The organism is Paracoccus sp. IB05 (assembly GCF_016405985.1).
Taxonomy (GTDB): Bacteria; Pseudomonadota; Alphaproteobacteria; order Rhodobacterales; family Rhodobacteraceae; genus Pseudogemmobacter.
In genome coordinates, this window is the sequence record NZ_JAEFCF010000012.1 from 42,132 (window position 1) to 58,135 (window position 16,004).

The 16,004-nt window shown below is 62.7% G+C and carries 16 protein-coding genes; 15 read left to right on the plus strand and 1 reads right to left on the minus strand.

The window, feature by feature from the left end; genetic code table 11:
• Nucleotides 1-144: 144 nt before the first annotated feature.
• From pyrH to lpxB, 13 genes are all read left to right on the plus strand, one after another.
• Nucleotides 145-903 (plus strand): UMP kinase, encoded by a 759-nt coding sequence (pyrH, locus tag JC607_RS10090; protein WP_092897685.1) that lies wholly within the window; start codon nt 145-147, stop codon nt 901-903.
• Nucleotides 904-1,278: 375 nt separating this feature from the next.
• Entirely contained in the window at nt 1,279-1,848 is a 570-nt protein-coding gene (gene frr / locus JC607_RS10095) for a ribosome recycling factor (RefSeq protein ID WP_198836802.1), read from the plus strand.
• 20 nt (nt 1,849-1,868) lie between these two features.
• Nucleotides 1,869-2,696 (plus strand): polyprenyl diphosphate synthase, encoded by an 828-nt coding sequence (gene uppS, locus JC607_RS10100; protein ID WP_198836803.1) that lies wholly within the window; start codon nt 1,869-1,871, stop codon nt 2,694-2,696.
• Nucleotides 2,693-3,544 (plus strand): phosphatidate cytidylyltransferase, encoded by an 852-nt coding sequence (locus JC607_RS10105; protein ID WP_198836804.1) that lies wholly within the window; start codon nt 2,693-2,695, stop codon nt 3,542-3,544. The genes uppS and JC607_RS10105 overlap by 4 nt, the downstream gene beginning before the upstream one ends.
• Before the next feature lie 4 nt (nt 3,545-3,548).
• Nucleotides 3,549-4,730, plus strand: coding sequence for a 1-deoxy-D-xylulose-5-phosphate reductoisomerase (gene dxr, locus JC607_RS10110; RefSeq protein WP_198836805.1), 1,182 nt, complete (start codon nt 3,549-3,551; stop codon nt 4,728-4,730).
• Between the two features lie 72 nt (nt 4,731-4,802).
• Nucleotides 4,803-6,134: an RIP metalloprotease RseP gene (rseP, locus tag JC607_RS10115; protein WP_198836806.1), complete on the plus strand. Its 1,332-nt coding sequence runs from the start codon at nt 4,803-4,805 to the stop codon at nt 6,132-6,134.
• Nucleotides 6,135-6,260: 126 nt separating this feature from the next.
• Nucleotides 6,261-6,425 (plus strand): hypothetical protein, encoded by a 165-nt coding sequence (locus JC607_RS10120; RefSeq protein WP_198836807.1) that lies wholly within the window; start codon nt 6,261-6,263, stop codon nt 6,423-6,425.
• 390 nt (nt 6,426-6,815) lie between these two features.
• Complete coding sequence (gene bamA, locus JC607_RS10125) at nt 6,816-9,215, plus strand: outer membrane protein assembly factor BamA (protein WP_198836808.1); 2,400 nt, start codon at nt 6,816-6,818, stop codon at nt 9,213-9,215.
• Between the two features lies 1 nt (nt 9,216).
• Nucleotides 9,217-9,966 (plus strand): OmpH family outer membrane protein, encoded by a 750-nt coding sequence (locus JC607_RS10130; RefSeq protein WP_198836809.1) that lies wholly within the window; start codon nt 9,217-9,219, stop codon nt 9,964-9,966.
• Between the two features lie 148 nt (nt 9,967-10,114).
• The gene (fabZ, locus tag JC607_RS10135) at nt 10,115-10,588 is read left to right on the plus strand and encodes a 3-hydroxyacyl-ACP dehydratase FabZ (protein ID WP_092901673.1); all 474 of its coding nucleotides are present in this window, start codon (nt 10,115-10,117) and stop codon (nt 10,586-10,588) included.
• A 3-nt stretch (nt 10,589-10,591) separates the two neighbouring features.
• Entirely contained in the window at nt 10,592-11,398 is an 807-nt protein-coding gene (lpxA, locus tag JC607_RS10140) for an acyl-ACP--UDP-N-acetylglucosamine O-acyltransferase (RefSeq protein ID WP_198836810.1), read from the plus strand.
• Nucleotides 11,395-12,216 (plus strand): LpxI family protein, encoded by an 822-nt coding sequence (locus JC607_RS10145; protein ID WP_198836811.1) that lies wholly within the window; start codon nt 11,395-11,397, stop codon nt 12,214-12,216. The genes lpxA and JC607_RS10145 overlap by 4 nt, the downstream gene beginning before the upstream one ends.
• On the plus strand, nt 12,213-13,379 hold the full coding sequence (gene lpxB / locus JC607_RS10150; protein ID WP_198836812.1) for a lipid-A-disaccharide synthase: 1,167 nt from the start codon (nt 12,213-12,215) through the stop codon (nt 13,377-13,379). Before JC607_RS10145 ends, lpxB begins: the two co-directional genes overlap by 4 nt.
• Before the next feature lie 122 nt (nt 13,380-13,501).
• Here the strand turns inward: lpxB and mnmA are convergent, their stop codons facing one another.
• Entirely contained in the window at nt 13,502-14,641 is a 1,140-nt protein-coding gene (gene mnmA, locus JC607_RS10155; RefSeq protein WP_198836813.1) for a tRNA 2-thiouridine(34) synthase MnmA, read from the minus strand.
• Between the two features lie 155 nt (nt 14,642-14,796).
• On the opposite strand from mnmA, the gene JC607_RS10160 reads away from it, so the two are divergent.
• Both JC607_RS10160 and ctrA read left to right on the plus strand, forming a co-directional pair.
• Entirely contained in the window at nt 14,797-15,075 is a 279-nt protein-coding gene (locus JC607_RS10160) for a DUF1153 domain-containing protein (protein WP_198836814.1), read from the plus strand.
• 111 nt (nt 15,076-15,186) lie between these two features.
• A complete protein-coding gene (gene ctrA, locus JC607_RS10165; RefSeq protein WP_198836815.1) occupies nt 15,187-15,900 on the plus strand; it encodes a response regulator transcription factor CtrA in 714 nt (237 codons plus the stop codon).
• Nucleotides 15,901-16,004 lie beyond the last annotated feature (104 nt).

The following is a 16,004-nucleotide window of genomic DNA, read 5'->3' on the forward strand; positions in this document are numbered from 1 at the left end:
CGGCTTTGCCGGGATGGGGGCAGCGCCCCATTTCGCGCCCCCTTTCGCGCCTGTGCGGATCCGCCGCAACCCCGGTTGATCCCGGTCCGCTTTTGGACCATTTTGCGCGCAACTTCAAAATCAGAACAAGACCAGGGGATTCCCATGTCCAGCGCAAGCACAAAGCCAGGGCCAGTCACGGCCTCGGCGGTGAAATATTCCCGCGTGATGCTCAAAATCTCGGGGGAGGCGCTGATGGGCGACCAGGGCTTCGGCCTCAATCCGCCCACGGTCGCGCGTATCGCGCAGGAAGTCAAAGCGGTGCAGGAGCTCGGCGTCGAGATCTGTATGGTGATCGGCGGCGGCAATATCTTCCGCGGCCTCGCCGGTTCGGCGCAGGGGATGGAACGCACCACCGCCGATTACATGGGCATGCTCGCCACGGTGATGAACGCGCTCGCGATGCAATCGGCGCTGGAACAGATCGGCGTCTTCACCCGGGTGATTTCAGCCATCCCGATGGACCAGGTCTGCGAGCCCTATATCCGCCGCCGCGCCGTCCGCCACCTCGAGAAGAAACGCGTCTGCATCTTCGCCGCCGGCACCGGCAACCCCTATTTCACCACCGATACGGCTGCGACATTGCGCGCCAATGAAATGGGCTGCGAGGCGGTGTTCAAAGGCACCAAGGTGGATGGCGTCTATGACAAAGACCCAAAAAAACACGAGGATGCCAAACGCTACGAGACCGTCTCTTACGACGAGGCGCTGGAAAAACATCTCGGCGTGATGGATGCAACCGCGATCGCGCTGGCCCGCGACAATGATCTGCCGATCATCGTCTTCTCGCTCGACGAGCCGGGCGGCTTCCGTACCATCCTTGCCGGCGAGGGCACTTATACGCTGGTGAATGCAAAGGGCTGAGATATCTCGGTCTTCGTGTAAATTTACCCGGGGCGGTCCCTATATTTCGACGTGAATGTCAGGGACCGCCCGTTTCCTGGCCGGTTATTCAGCCGGGTCCGGGCCTTCAGACGCATTGTTTCAGCGCCACCGTGACCGACGCTCTGCCTGTCGGCTGGCTGTGCTGGCGCATGAGGCGGGGACAGGCCGCAGCGCATCAGGACAGAGGGCGCAGAGAAACCGCCCGCGCCACACCGGTGCAGAGGGAATTTCCGCGCAGGTCCCGGTCGCGGGCGGCATTCCATGCCACAAGCTTCTATACCCCGGGCCATCTTTGTCCTATAGGAAACCAGATTTCCCCGCCTCCCGCGCGGGCCAGCCTGAGGAATATGCCAGATGTCGAACGAAGAGTTCATGCTCGACACCGATGATCTCATTCGCCGCATGGAAGGGGCGATCGCCTCTCTGCGGGTCGAATTTGCCAGCCTGCGCACCGGCCGTGCCTCCGGCGCGATGCTGGAGCCGATCATGGTGGATGCTTACGGCCAGATGACGCCGATCAACCAGCTTGGCACCGTCAACGTCCCCGAGCCGCGCATGGTCACGATCAACGTCTGGGACAAGGGCATGATCAATAAGGTGGAAAAGGCGATCCGCGAATCCGGTCTGGGCATCAATCCCCAGACCAATGGTCCGATCATCATGCTGCCGATCCCCGAGCTGAATGAGGAACGCCGCCGCGAGCTGACCAAAGTCGCCGGCTCCTATGCCGAACATGCCAAGGTTGCGATCCGCAACCTGCGCCGTGACGGTATGGATCAGATCAAGAAAGCCAAGACGAAGAACTCGCTCTCGGAAGACGACCAGAAGTTCTGGGAAGACGAGGTCCAGGAGCTGACCGACAAGCATATCAAGCTGATCGACCAGACGCTTGAGACCAAACAGGCGGAGATCATGCAGGTCTGATCCTTCGGGAGGAGCCGCGCATGGTCGCCGCTAAAACCCCCGATGCTGCAGGGCCCCGCATTTCGGGGTCTGGCATTTCCGGATCTGGCACCGCCATATCTGGCCCTGATGCGGCCGCGCAGGCGCATCTGGCGCAGGCAGGTGCTGGGGCGGCGCGCCATGTTGCGATCATCATGGACGGCAATGGCCGCTGGGCGACCAATCGCGGCTGGCCGCGTCTGGTCGGGCATCGCCGGGGCGCGGAACGGGTGCGGGAAATTGTCCGTGCGGCGCCGGATATGGGGCTGCGCTGGCTGACGCTTTATGCATTCTCGACGGAGAACTGGAAGCGCTCGACCGAGGAAGTCCTTGGTCTGATGGGGATCTTCGCGCATTTCATCCAGCGCGAGGCGGCAGCCCTTGCGCGCGAAGGCGTGCGGTTGCGCTTTATCGGCGACCGCTCGCGTCTGGCGCCAAAGCTGCAACGTCTCATGGCGGGGATCGAGGCCAAGACCGCGCATCTCACGCGACTGAACCTGATCGTTGCGATCAATTACGGCGGCCGGGACGAGATCCTGCGCGCCGCGCGCCGGATCGCGACCGAGGCGGCCGAGGGGCGGTTCAACCCCGCCGACCTGACTGATGCCGCGTTTTCCCATGCGCTCGACACCGGCGATGTGCCCGATCCGGATCTGGTGATCCGCACATCGGGCGAGACCCGCACGTCGAATTTTCTCGTCTGGCAGGCGGCCTATTCGGAATATGAATTCACCGAAACGCTCTGGCCCGATTTCACGCCGGACGAACTGGCCTCGATTCTTTCGCGTTTCGGCAATCGGGAGCGCCGGTTCGGCGGAGCAAAACCATGACCTCAAAATCCGCAGGCGAAAAATCGGCAAGATGGGGGGATCTGGCACCGCGTATCCTTTCGGCCATTGTCATGCTGGCGGTGGGAGGGTTTGCGATCTGGCTTGGCGGGATCTGGTTTCTCGCGCTTGCGGTGATCTCTTCGGCGCTGATGATGTGGGAACTTGCGCGGATGACGCGCGGGCAGGGGTTTGATGCCTCGATCCTGCTCGGGGCCCTCACGGCTGTGGTGCTGGTCATGGGGATCACGCTGCCCTGGGCACTGCCATTTCTTTTGCTGCCCTCGCTGATCGGGGTGCTGACGCCGCGCCGCGATATTCTGGCCTTCGGCCCCTATGCGCTGGTGATCGTGGTGACGGCGATGGCGCTGATCATCCTGCGCAGCGATACGCATGGGGTGGTGGCTATTGCCTGGCTCCTGTCGGTGGTGGTTGCCTCGGATGTGCTGGGCTATTTCGCGGGGCGCATCCTCGGCGGGCCGAAATTCTGGCCGAAGATCAGCCCGAAAAAGACCTGGTCCGGCACGGTGGCGGGCTGGATCGGGGCGGCGCTGGTGGGCTTTGGCTTCTGGCATTATGCGGGCTTTGGCGCGGCTGTTCTGTGGGTCTCGCCTCTGATCGCTTTCGCGGGGCAGCTGGGCGATATTGCGGAATCGGCGATCAAACGGCGGGCAGGGGTCAAGGATGCCTCGAACCTGATCCCGGGCCATGGCGGATTGCTGGACCGGTTCGATGCGCTGGCTTTTGCCTCGGTTCTGGCGGTGATCCTCAATCTCGGGCTGCATTTCCTGCCCACGCCCGGCGATGTTGCGACGATGGCGGACAGCCTGCCGCTTGACGTAACGGAGTAAGGTCTTGCGCAAGATATCCATCCTTGGTGCGACCGGCTCGGTCGGCACCCAGACCATTGACCTTGTGACCCGTGCGGGCGAGGGCGCATTCGCCGTCGCCGCGCTGACCGGCGGGCGCAATATCGCGCTCCTGGCCGAACAGGCGCGGGCGCTCAGGCCTGAAATCGTGGTGACTTCCGAACCCGGGCTGCTGCGGGATCTGCGCGATTCACTTTCCGGCAGCGGGATCGCGACCGCCGCCGGGCCGGAGGCGATCCGCGAGGCCGCTGCGCGCCCTGTCAGCCTGACGGTGAATGCGATCATCGGGGCGGCGGGGCTGGTTCCGGGCCTTACCGCGCTTGAGGCCGGTGCCACGCTGGCACTTGCGAATAAGGAAAGCCTGGTCGCCGCCGGCCCGCTTATGATGCGGCGGATGCGTGAGACCGGCGGGCATATCCTGCCGGTCGACAGCGAACATTCGGCGATTTTTCAGGCCCTTGCCGGGGAAAAGACCGACACGATTGACCGCATCATCCTGACCGCTTCGGGTGGGGCTTTGCGTGACTGGCCGCTGGCGCGGCTGGAGAGCGCGACCGTGGCCGAGGCGCTGGCGCATCCCAACTGGTCGATGGGGCAGCGGATCACCATCGATTCCGCCTCGATGTTCAACAAGGCGCTTGAGGTGATCGAGGCGCGCGAGCTCTTCGGCGTCCGGCCCGATCAGATCGAGGTGATCATCCACCGCGAAAGCATCATCCATTCAATGGTCGGCTTTCAGGATGGCGCGGTGATGGCGCATCTGGGCGTGCCGGATATGCGTCACCCGATCGGCTATGCGCTGAACTGGCCCGAGCGCGCGGCGCTGCCGGTGGCGCGGCTTGATCTCGCGAAACTGGCGAGGCTGAGTTTCGAGGCGCCCGATGAGACCCGTTTCCCGGCCCTGCGGCTGGCGCGCGAAGTGATGGAGACCCGCGGCCTTGCCGGTGCCGCCTTCAATGCCGCAAAAGAGATCGCGCTGGATCTTTTCCTCGCGGACAGGATCGGCTTCATGGATATGGCGCGGCTGGTCGAGGCGACTTTGACCAGGCTTTCGTCAGATTCCGGCCTTCACAAAGACGCAGGCTCTCTTGAGGATGTGCTCGCAATGGACCATCTGGCAAGGATCCGCGCGGCAGAGATTGCAGCAGAGCCCGCGCGCGCGGTCTGAAATACGCGGTCTGACGAAAAAGCAGACAAACAGACGAAAAGCAGACGAACAGGCATAAGGAACGGCTGATTTATGGATATCCTCGGATTTGTCACGGGGGCCGCCTGGTCGGTCGTCTTCTTCATTGTTGCGCTTTCGATCATCGTGGCGATCCATGAATATGGCCATTACATCATCGGGCGCTGGTCGGGGATTCATGCCGAGGTCTTCTCGCTGGGATTCGGGCCGGTGCTGCTGTCGCGCGTTGATAAGCGCGGCACACGCTGGCAGATCGCGGCGATTCCCTTTGGCGGCTATGTGAAATTCCTCGGTGATGCCGATGCGGCCTCTGTCCGGTCCGAAGTGCCCTCGGGGCTGAGCGCGTCCGAACGCCGCCATACGATGGCGGGGGCACCGCTCTGGGCGCGGGCTTCGACCGTGCTGGCGGGGCCGGTGGCGAATTTCATTCTGACCTTCGCGATCCTGCTGGGCACCGTGTTGCTCAACGGCATGTCGCTGGACCGGCCTATCGTGGGCAGGCTGGTGCCGGTGCCCGGGGTGCAGACGCTGCAGGAGGGCGATGTCATTCTGGCGCTTGGCGGGCGTGCCACCCCGGACAATAAGAGCTTTGGCGAAGCGCTGCGGGCCTTGCCGCGCACAGCCAAGGTGGAATTCCGCGTCGAGCGGCAGGGGCAGGAGCTGACGCTGATGGCGCCGCATCCGCAGCCCGGTCTGATGGGCGGCGTGCAGGTGAAATCGGCCGCGATTGATGCTGGTCTTCAGGCCGGGGACGTGGTGGTCAGGGCCGATGGCAAGGAGATCAATGCGTTTGAGGATCTGGCGGATATCGTGCGCGGCTCGAATGGCCGCACCCTGCCGCTGACGGTCTGGCGCGATGGCCGCACCTTTGATCTGGAGCTGACGCCGCGTTCGCGCGATGTGCCGCGCGCGGCGGCTGATGGCGGCGGTTTCGAGACCCGCTGGCTGCTCGGGGCCTTTTCCGGCATGACCTTTGAACCCGCGAGCCGCCCGGCCGGCGTCTGGGAGGCGGTCACAACCGCCGCCAGCGCGATGTGGAACATGACCACGACCACTTTCTCGGGCCTGTGGCATATGATCGTCGGGCAGATCTCGACCTGCAATATGTCGGGCGTGATCGGCATGGCCGAAACCATGGGAGATGCGGCCAAAACCGGGACCATGGGCTTTTTGAGCATGCTCGCAGTGCTGTCATTGGGGGTCGGGATCCTGAACCTCCTGCCGATTCCGGTGCTGGATGGCGGGCATCTTGTGTTCCACGCCTTTGAGGCGGTGACGGGCAAGCCGCCCTCGGACGGGGCGCTGCGGGTTCTGATGACGGTGGGGCTGACACTGCTTCTGTCGCTGATGGCCTTTGCCCTGTGGAATGATGTCACCTGTGTCTGACATGGGCGGCGGTCGCAACGGCGGTGGCAGGGGAGGGTTTTCCCGGCACCGCCGGATCTTGCGCGATTTGCGCCTTAGTCTCGCCAGATTCGCGGCCTATCCCTCTGCCTAACACGAGGTGATGCTATGCAGATGGTTGAACGCAATTTCCCGGGTCTTGTCCTGCTCGCCAGGATCAATTTCGATCGTATTTTCACCATGGGAACGATTGTGGTGGGTCTTCTTGCCGGGGCGTTTCTTGGATCCGCCATTCTGGGCTATTACGCGGCACCCCTGCAAATCACGCCCTGAGGCGACGCAACGTGGTCCGCGCCAGGCAGATTTCCGCCGCTTGCTGACTGCTCAACGATTTTGTGCCATAGGTAACAAACCGACCTGAACCCGGCTCTTTTGTGCCGGGTTTTCGCTTTTTTACCTGTCAGACGGCGGGGAAGGCGGCGGGAATCCCCCGGTCCGGGCGCGTATTTCTGCCGATTTCGCCGCATATCGGTACATTTGCTCTGGCCGCAGCTTCCTGCGGGCTGTGCTGCCCTTCAGTCGCCCGTCTCGTCTGCGGCGATCAGCGGGGCGACATACTATATCTGCCAGACTTATCCACAAGGACCGCAGGCTTTTGACAAGGGCCGGCTTTGTCGTTAGTCAGACACAGGGAAATTTCTACTGCGGAGCGCGTGGCAGGTCATGGTGAAAAGCTCGATCCGGAAACAGCAGCGCGCCAGTGGTATTGCCGGTGGCCGCAAAAGGGTTGCCGGGGTCACGCTTGTGACTGCGGTTCTGCTCGGATCGGTGGCCACGACGCCGGTCTGGCTGAAGCCCGCCTTCGCCCAGGTTTTCGCCTTCTCAGCGGTGAAGGTCGAAGGCAATGAGCGCGTCGATGCCTCTACCATCCTGTCTTATGCAGGGATCAGCCGCGGCCAGGAGGTTTCGGCCGGGGCGCTGAATGACGCCTATCAGCGGATCAATGGCTCGGGCCTTTTTGAGACGGTCGAGATCGTTCCCCAGGGCAATACGCTCGTGATCAAAGTGAAGGAATATCCCTTCATCAATGTGATCAGCTTTGAGGGCAATAAGCGCATCAAGGACGAAGACCTCGCGAAACTGGTCAAGTCGCAGACGCGTCACGTCTTCTCGCCCTCGACGGCCGAAGCCGATGCCGCAACCCTGGCCGAGGTCTACCGCCAGCGGGGCCGTATCGCCGCGACCATCAACCCCAAGGTCATCCGTCGCGATGGCAACCGGGTCGATCTGGTGTTCGAGATCACCGAGGGCAAAGTGGTCGAGATCGAGCAGCTTTCCTTTGTCGGGAACCGCGCCTTCTCGGACCGCCGGCTGCGCCAGGTCCTGCAGACCAAACAGGCGGGGCTTTTGCGCCAGATCATCCAGCGCGACACCTATGTCTCGGAACGGATCGACGTCGATAAGCAGCTCCTGACCGAATTCTACCGCTCGCGCGGCTATATCGATTTCCAGGTGCTTGACGCTTCGGCTGAAGTCTCGCGCGAACGCGATGCAAGCTTCGTGACCTTCACCATCCGGGAAGGCCAGCAATATTCCATCGGCGCGATCTCTACCGTGTCCGAGATCGAAGGCGTCGATGCCGCCGAATTCGCGGCGGTGCAGAAGATCCGGGCGGGCCAGACCTGGAGCCCGGCGCTGATCGACAACAATATCGCCCGGATGGAAAACCTCGCCCTGAAAAAAGGGCTGAATTTCGTTCGCGTCGAACCCCGTATCACCCGGGATGACCGCAATCAGCGTGTCAATATCGAATTCGCGGTGGTGCGTGGCGAGAAGATTTTCGTCGAACGTATCGATATCGAAGGCAATGCCACCACGCTGGATGAAGTCATCCGCCGTCAGTTCCGCAGCGTTGAAGGCGACCCCTTCAACCAGCGCGAGATCCGTCAGTCGGCGGAACGGATCCGCGCGCTCGGCTTCTTCTCGGATGCGCGGGTCAATGCGGAACCGGGCTCGGCGCCGGACCAGGTGGTCGTGAATGTCGATGTCGATGAACAGCCGACCGGTTCGCTTGGCTTTGGTCTGAGCTATTCGGTGGAATCCGGGGCCGGGATCTCGGTCAATTTCTCGGAATCGAACTTCCTTGGTCGTGGCCAGTCGATTGCGGCCAGTGTCGCAACCACCTCGGACAATCAAAGCTCGTCTTTCTCTTTCACCGAGCCTTCGCTGTTCGGCCGCGATCTGAGCCTTTCCTTCGGCCTGTTCTACCGCACCACCGATTCGGATTATGCGCTCTACAACACCCGCAGCGCCGGCTTCTCGCTTTCGCTTGGCTTCCCGCTGGGCGAGCAGTCACGTCTCAGCCTGCGTTACCGGCTCAGCCGGGACGATATCTTCGATCTCGACGCGGATGAATACGACAACAGTACCGTTCCGCCGACGCCGATCTCGCTGCGTTCGCCGATCCTGAAGGACGAAGTCAGCCGCGGCGCGCTGACCTCGTCGTCTATCGGCTATACCTATGAATATGACAGCCGCATCACCGGGCTTGATCCGACGCGCGGCCTGTTGTTCCGCTTTGGCCAGGATATCGGCGGGCTTGGCGGCGATACCAAATTCCTCACCACAACGCTTTTCGCCATGGGCGAGCAGAAGATCTGGAATGAGGAAGTCACGATTCGGGCGATTTTCGAAGCCGGGCATCTTCAGGATCTTGGCGATACCGGCACCCGCGTGACCGACCGCTTCTTCCTGCGTGGCAAGATGCGTGGCTTTGAGCCCAACGGGATCGGCCCGCGTGACGGCACCGATCTCGAAGATGCACTCGGCGGCAATGTCTTTGCAGTGGCGCGGTTCGAATCGGAATTCCCGGTCGGCCTGCCTGAGGAATATGGCATCATGGGGGCTGCCTTCCTCGATATCGGCTCGGTCTGGAGCCTTACCGACAAAGCCGGCCTTGCCGGGACCATCGATGACAGTTTCAAGCCGCGTGTTGCGGTCGGTGTCTCGGTGCTCTGGGATACGCCGGTGGGGCCGCTGCGCTTCAACTTTGCCAAGGCGCTCAAGAAGGAAGACTACGATAAAACGCAGTCCTTCGACCTGACCGTTTCGACCAAGTTCTGAGATGGCGGCGCCGGCGCTCCGGGGGATGATGCTGGCGGGTCTGGCACTGCTGCCGGTCTGGGCTGGCGTGGCTTTTGCGCAAGACGCCGAAGCCCCTGCGGCATCCGGAGGGGCAGAGACGGCCCCCGACACGGCTGCGGGCGAGGCTGCCACGGGCAGTGTTGGCACGGACCCATCTGGCAAGGGCGAGAGTTTCGCACTTTTGACCCTCAACCAGGCGGAGCTCTTTGAGAAATCCGCCTGGGGGAGGGCTGCAACGAAAGCGGCAGAACAGGCTGCCGCCGAAGTCAGCGCCGAGAACCGCGCCATCGAGGCCGCGCTGGAACAGGAAGAGCGAGACCTGACGGGCAAGCGCGCCGGCATGACAGCCGAGGCATTCTCGGTTCTGGCGCGCGATTTCGACACCAAGGTCGAGGATTTCCGCCAGTCGCAGGATGCGAAAGTGCGCGCGATCAATCGCAAGCTGGACGAGGATCGCAAGGTATTTGTCGACCTCTCTGTGCCGCTGATGGCGGAATTGCTGGATGAATATGGCGCAGTGGCGATCATTGGCGATGATGTGTTGATTCTCTCGCGTTCCTCGGCGGATGTGACGCAGCGCGCGATTGCCCTGATGGATCAGCGTCTGCCGGCGCCCGTGGCCGCTCCGGCGGATGGAAAGGGCGAAGGGCAGGGCGCAGAGGGCGGTTCAGACCCCGTGCCTGCGCCGGTTCAGGATCCAGCAGCCGGGACAGCTGCGCCTGCACCGTGAAAGCCGAACCGGGGCGGGCGTCCTGGGCGCTCTTTGCCGGCGCTGTTCGCCGGAACTTGCCCCGCAGCTGTCAACTTGGTAGCAGTCGGAAAACCGCGCGAAACCGCTGCGGATTTCAGCCCTATGTGACAGGAGGAGGATGCGCCAGATGGATGCCAATACGGAAGCCAGGGCCGTCACCAATGCCGATCTGGATCTGATCCAGCGGATTATCCCGCATCGTTACCCGTTTCTGCTGATCGACAAGGTCCGCGATGTGGTGATCAACGAATCCTGCGTCGGCGTGAAATGCGTCACCTATAACGAGCCGCAATTCACCGGCCATTTCCCGGGCATGCCGATTTTCCCCGGTGTGATGATCATCGAGGCGATGGCACAGACCTCGGGCGTGCTGGTGGGGCTCTCGATGGATCTGGTCGACAAGAATGCGAAAGTGTTCTTCATGGGCGTCGACGGTGTGAAATTCCGCCGCAAAGTGGTGCCGGGTGATGTGCTGGAACTGCATGTGAAAGCGCTGCGTGGCGGCGGCAAAGTGTGGAAATTCTCGGGCCGCGCCACGGTCGATGGTGAGCTGGCCTGTGAGGCTGAATTCACCGCAATGTTCGACCTGCCAAAGGCCTGATCCATGTCCATTCACGGAACCGCCGTCATCCACCCTTCTGCCGTGATCGATGACGGCGCCGTGATTGGCCCTGATTGCTTTATCGGCCCGTTCAGCGTGGTCGGCCCCGAGGTTACATTGCAGCGCGGGGTCGAGCTGAAATCCCATGCCGTTGTTACCGGTTGGACCGATATCGGCGAAGAAACCACAATCTGGCCTTTTGCGAGCGTAGGCGAGGTGCCGCAGGATCTGAAATTTAAAGGCGAGCGCACCCGGCTGGAAGTCGGCGCCCGCTGCCGCATCCGCGAAGGCGCCACGCTGAACACCGGCACCGAAGGCGGTGGCGGAGTGACGCGCGTTGGCGATGATTGCCTGCTGATGACCGGCGTCCACATCGGCCATGATGCGATTGTCGGCAATCGGGTGGTGATGGCGAATAATGTCGCCATCGCCGGTCATTGCCATATCGGCGATGATGTGGTGATCGGCGGTCTGTCGGGGATCCACCAGTTTGTCCGCATCGGGCGCGGCGCGATCATCGGCGCGGTGACGATGGTCACCAATGACGTGATTCCCTATGGCCTCGTCCAGGCCCCGCGCGGCGAGCTGGACGGGCTGAACCTTGTCGGGCTGAAGCGGCGCGGCGTCACCCGGGCCGAAATCACCCAGCTGCGCGCCGCCTTCCAGATGCTGGCCCAGGGCGAGGGCACCTTCCATGACCGCGCCGAGCGTCTCGCGGAAGATTTCGACGCCGTCCATGTGCGCGAGATCAGCGAGTTCATCCTCTCGGCCAGCGACCGGTCGTTCCTGACGCCGAAAGGCGCGAAATGAGCGTCGCGATCATTGCCGGGCGTGGTGCGCTGCCTGCCGCGCTGGCGCAGGCGGCGCCCATGCGCCCTTTTGTGGCCACGCTGGATGGGTTCCCCCCCGAAGGGCTGGTGCCCGATCTGACCTTCCGGATCGAACGCCTCTACCCGTTCTTTGCCGCTTTGCATGAGGCGGGGATCACCGCCGTCTGTTTCGCCGGCGCCGTGCAGCGCCCGCGGCTTGACCCGGCGCTGTTTGACCCGATCACCGCCGGTATCGTGCCGCGTCTGATGGCCTCCCTGGCCCAGGGCGATGATGCGACGTTGCGCGAAGTGATCGCGCTGTTTGAAGAAGACGGGTTTTCGGTGATCGGCGCCTCCGGTCTTGCGCCCGCTCTGGTGCCGCAAGCCGGGTTTTATGCCGGCGAGGTTCAGCCCCGCGACCGCCAGGATGCGGCGCGCGCCGCGCTGATCGCCGAGGCGCTTGGCCGGGTCGATGTTGGCCAGGGCTGTGTCGTGCAACAGGGGCTCTGCCTTGCGACCGAGACACTGGCCGGGACCGACGCGATGCTGGCGGGCGTGGCTGCCTTGCCTGCCGGGCTGCGACCCGAGGCCCCGCGCGGGCGCGGGCTGCTCTATAAGGCGCCAAAACCGCTGCAGGACCGCCGTATTGATCTGCCGGCGCTTGGGCCGGTCACCGTGGCTCAGGTCGCTCAGGCCGGTCTGGGCGGCATTGTCTGGGAGGCCGGCGGCGTGATCTGCCTCGACCTGCCCGCAATGCAGGCGGCGGCGCGGGAGGCAGGGCTTTTCCTCTGGGCCCGTCAGCCCGGAGAACCCGCGTGAAATTCATCCTGATCGCCGGAGAGCCCTCGGGCGACCGGCTCGGGGCCGCGCTGATGGCCGGGCTGAAGGCGCTGCTGCCCGAGGCGCGGTTCGAAGGGGTCGGTGGGCCGGCCATGCAGGCCGAGGGGCTGGAAAGCGCCTTTCCGATGGAAGAGCTCTCGGTCATGGGCATTGCCGAGATATTGCCGAAATATTTCCATCTCAAACGGCGGATCCGGCAATGCGCTGACCTGGTGCTGGCTGAGCGACCGGCGGCCCTGATCACCATCGACAGCCCGGATTTCTGCCTGCGCGTGGCGCGGATTGTGAAAGAGGCCGCGCCGGAAATCCCCACGATCCATTATGTCGCGCCCTCTGTCTGGGCCTGGCGCCCGGGCCGCGCCGCAAAGATGGCGGGGGTGATCGATCATGTGCTGGCGCTTTTACCCTTTGAGCCGCCCTATATGGAAGCCGCCGGGATGAGCTGCGATTTTGTGGGCCATCCGGTGGTCTCTGAACCGGTGGCCAGCGCGGCAGAGGCAAGGGCATTCCGTGCCGCGCATGGCATTGCCCCCGATGCGCCGCTGCTTGCCGTTCTGCCCGGATCGCGCCGGGGCGAGGTCAGCCGGCTTCTGCCGCCGTTTGGCGAAACGGTTGCTGGCCTGGCCGCGTCATGCCCTGGCCTGCGGGTGATCCTGCCAACGCCGACCCATCTGATGCCGGTCGTGTCAGAAGCGGTTGCAGGCTGGGCCGGCGCGCCGGTCATCCTCCGGTCCCCCGATGTCGCAACCCGCACTGCTGCCTTCGCCGCAGCAGATGCCGCACTGGCCGCATCCGGCACGGTCAGCCTGGAACTGGCGGCGCAGGATTGCCCGATGGTGATCGCCTATGACATGGCGCCGCTGACGCTCTGGCTGATGCGGCGGATGATCCGGATCGATACCGTGACCCTCGTCAATCTCGTCTCCGGGACCCGGACGGTGCCCGAATTCATCGGCCGCGATTGCCGCGCGCCAAAGCTTATCCCGGCGCTGACCGCGCTTCTTTCGGGAAAATCAAAAGGGCAGGAGGCAGCAATGCGCCTGACAATGGAGCGGCTCGGTCATGGCAGGGAGGCCCCCGGGTTGCGCGCCGCGCGCTCTGTTCAGACGTTTTTGCGGTTTGATGCCGCGCAACTGCGCTGACGCGCATGCCTCCGGCGGGGATATTTAAGGACAGAAAATGAATCTGTTTGCTATTTTCTGTCCTTAAATATCCCGGGGGTGAGGCTCCTTATGGAGCCGAGGGGGCAGTGCCCCCTCTCTGTTCAGCGCCCGCGCCAGATCCAGCCGCCGCCATAGATGCGGCTGCCCTCGTTGGCATAGAATACGCAGGCCTGGCCGGGGCTGACGCCATCTTCCGGCTCGATCAGCTCCACTTCGGCTTCTGTCGCAGAGACCGGTCGGATGATTGCCGGGCGCGGCGCGCGGGTGGAGCGCACCCTTGTCAGCACATGCCATTCCGGCTGGCTCTCAAACGGCGCATCGCCCAGCCAGTTGATTTCCCGCACCGGGATCACCCGGGTCGAGAGCGCCTCTTTTGGCCCGACGATAACCCGGCGGTTTTCCGCATCAAGCTTCACCACATAAAGCGGCTCGCCGAGCCCCCCGATCCCCAGACCTTTGCGCTGACCGATCGTGTAATGGATCACGCCACGATGCTCACCCAGCACCTGGCCCGAGAGATCGACGATCTCGCCGGGCGAGGCCGCATCGGGCCGCAGCTTCTCGATCACGCTGGCATAATTGCCGTTCGGGACAAAACAGATGTCCTGGCTGTCGGGCTTGTCGGCCACCGGCAGACCATATTTTGTCGCCAGGGCCCGGGTCTCTGCCTTGGACTGCAGATGGCCCAGCGGGAAGCGCAGGTAAGAGAGCTGCTCCGGCGTGGTCGAGAACAGGAAATAGCTCTGATCGCGATTCGGATCGGCGGCCGAATGCAGCTCCGGCCCGGCGCCGCCCAGTTTGCGCTGGATGTAATGACCGGTCGCCATGCAATCAGCGTCCAGCTCTCTCGCGGTGGCGAGCAGGTCCTTGAATTTCACCCGCTCATTGCAGCGGATGCAGGGCACAGGGGTGGCGCCAGCCAGGTAGGCCTCGGCGAATTCCTCGATCACCGCCTCGCGGAAGGTGTTCTCGTAATCCAGCACATAATGCGGGAAGCCCATTGTCTCGGCCACCCGCCGCGCGTCATGGATGTCGCGCCCGGCACAGCAGGCGCCTTTCTTTGCCAGCGCCGCCCCGTGATCATAGAGCTGGAGCGTCACGCCGACGACATCATAGCCCTCTTCCTTCAGCATCGCCGCCACGACAGAGCTGTCGACGCCGCCCGACATGGCGACGACCACGCGGGTATCTTGTGGGGCCCGGTCAAAGCCGAGCGAGTTGAGCCTGGTATCAAAGGGCATGGCAGTGTCGGGGCATGGGAGGGTCGCCGATGGGGAACGGATCCGGATTAGTCCGGAATATATGAAAATCTTTCCTACTCTCAAGGTGCGGGTTCAGCAATGTTTAAGCGTAACTGGTCAAATCTGCCTGAACCAGACAGCGAACGGAAACCGCGATGTATCTCAGACGAGTTGACGGCCCGAGGCAGGTGACCTTGCCGGATGGCTCCATTCTGACCCGGGCGGATCTGCCCGCGCCAGAGACGAGCCGCTGGGTTGCCAGCCGCAAGGCGACGGTTGTACGGGCTGTGGCCCATGGGCTGATTACGGCCGAAGAGGCGCGGGAGCGATATTCGCTGTCAGAAGAGGAATTCCGGCTTTGGTGTGACGCTGTGGAAAAACACGGAGAGAAGGCGCTGAAAGTGACGTCTATTCAAAAATTCAGACAACTTTAGATTGTATTGGAATTTCTCTCTGGCAATCTGTGCGTGGTAACCATGCATTAACCAGGGGATGCGAGTGTCGTTAACGAAAATGACCTGACAGCCCGGACCGGAGATTTCCATATGCGTATTTTACTTGTCGAAGACGATCCAACAACATCGCGCAGTATCGAACTGATGCTGACCCATGCCAACCTGAATGTCTATTGCACCGATATGGGCGAGGATGGGATAGATCTCGCCCGCCTCTATGATTACGACCTGATCCTGCTTGATCTCAATCTGCCTGATATGAGCGGGCATGAGGTTCTGCGCCAGATCAGGCTCGCGCGGGTGGAAACGCCGATCCTGATCCTGTCCGGATCGGACGATACCGAGAGCAAACTCAGGGGTTTTGGCTTTGGCGCCGATGATTATCTGACCAAACCTTTCCATCGCGAAGAACTGGTGGCGCGGATCCATGCGATCATCCGCCGCTCAAAAGGACATAGCCAGTCCACGATCCGGACCGGGCTGATCACGGTTAATCTCGATGCCAAAACCGTTGAATCCGAAGGAAAGGCCGTTCATCTGACCGGCAAGGAATATCAGATGCTTGAGCTGCTTTCGCTGCGCAAGGGAACCACTCTGACAAAAGAGATGTTTCTTAATCATCTTTATGGCGGCATGGATGAGCCGGAGCTTAAAATCATTGATGTGTTTATTTGCAAATTGCGCAAGAAACTGAGCGAAGCCACCGGCGGCGAAAGCTATATCGAGACCGTCTGGGGGCGCGGATATGTGCTGCGCGATCCGGAAGGGGACCGCAGCGACGGACGGCTCGCGGCAACGGCCTGATCGGGCACGCACCAGATTTGCCCGGGCAAGGCCGCTGTCCTGCGCTCGCGGAGTGACGGGGTTCGGCACGGCTGAGCCGGTGCCAGGCGCGTGAGGTGCTTTAC

Excerpts from the sequence above, each read along its gene's own strand:
- pyrH (WP_092897685.1), top strand. The coding sequence starts at position 145 with ATGTCCAGCGCAAGCACAAAGCCAGGGCCAGTCACGGCCTCGGCGGTG.
- frr (WP_198836802.1), top strand. The coding sequence starts at position 1,279 with ATGTCGAACGAAGAGTTCATGCTCGACACCGATGATCTCATTCGCCGC.
- uppS (WP_198836803.1), top strand. The coding sequence starts at position 1,869 with ATGGTCGCCGCTAAAACCCCCGATGCTGCAGGGCCCCGCATTTCGGGG.
- JC607_RS10105 (WP_198836804.1), top strand. The coding sequence starts at position 2,693 with ATGACCTCAAAATCCGCAGGCGAAAAATCGGCAAGATGGGGGGATCTG.
- rseP (WP_198836806.1), top strand. The coding sequence starts at position 4,803 with ATGGATATCCTCGGATTTGTCACGGGGGCCGCCTGGTCGGTCGTCTTC.
- JC607_RS10120 (WP_198836807.1), top strand. The coding sequence starts at position 6,261 with ATGCAGATGGTTGAACGCAATTTCCCGGGTCTTGTCCTGCTCGCCAGG.
- bamA (WP_198836808.1), top strand. The coding sequence starts at position 6,816 with ATGGTGAAAAGCTCGATCCGGAAACAGCAGCGCGCCAGTGGTATTGCC.
- JC607_RS10130 (WP_198836809.1), top strand. The coding sequence starts at position 9,217 with ATGGCGGCGCCGGCGCTCCGGGGGATGATGCTGGCGGGTCTGGCACTG.
- fabZ (WP_092901673.1), top strand. The coding sequence starts at position 10,115 with ATGGATGCCAATACGGAAGCCAGGGCCGTCACCAATGCCGATCTGGAT.
- lpxA (WP_198836810.1), top strand. The coding sequence starts at position 10,592 with ATGTCCATTCACGGAACCGCCGTCATCCACCCTTCTGCCGTGATCGAT.
- JC607_RS10145 (WP_198836811.1), top strand. The coding sequence starts at position 11,395 with ATGAGCGTCGCGATCATTGCCGGGCGTGGTGCGCTGCCTGCCGCGCTG.
- mnmA (WP_198836813.1), bottom strand. The coding sequence starts at position 14,641 with ATGCCCTTTGATACCAGGCTCAACTCGCTCGGCTTTGACCGGGCCCCA.
- JC607_RS10160 (WP_198836814.1), top strand. The coding sequence starts at position 14,797 with ATGTATCTCAGACGAGTTGACGGCCCGAGGCAGGTGACCTTGCCGGAT.
- ctrA (WP_198836815.1), top strand. The coding sequence starts at position 15,187 with ATGCGTATTTTACTTGTCGAAGACGATCCAACAACATCGCGCAGTATC.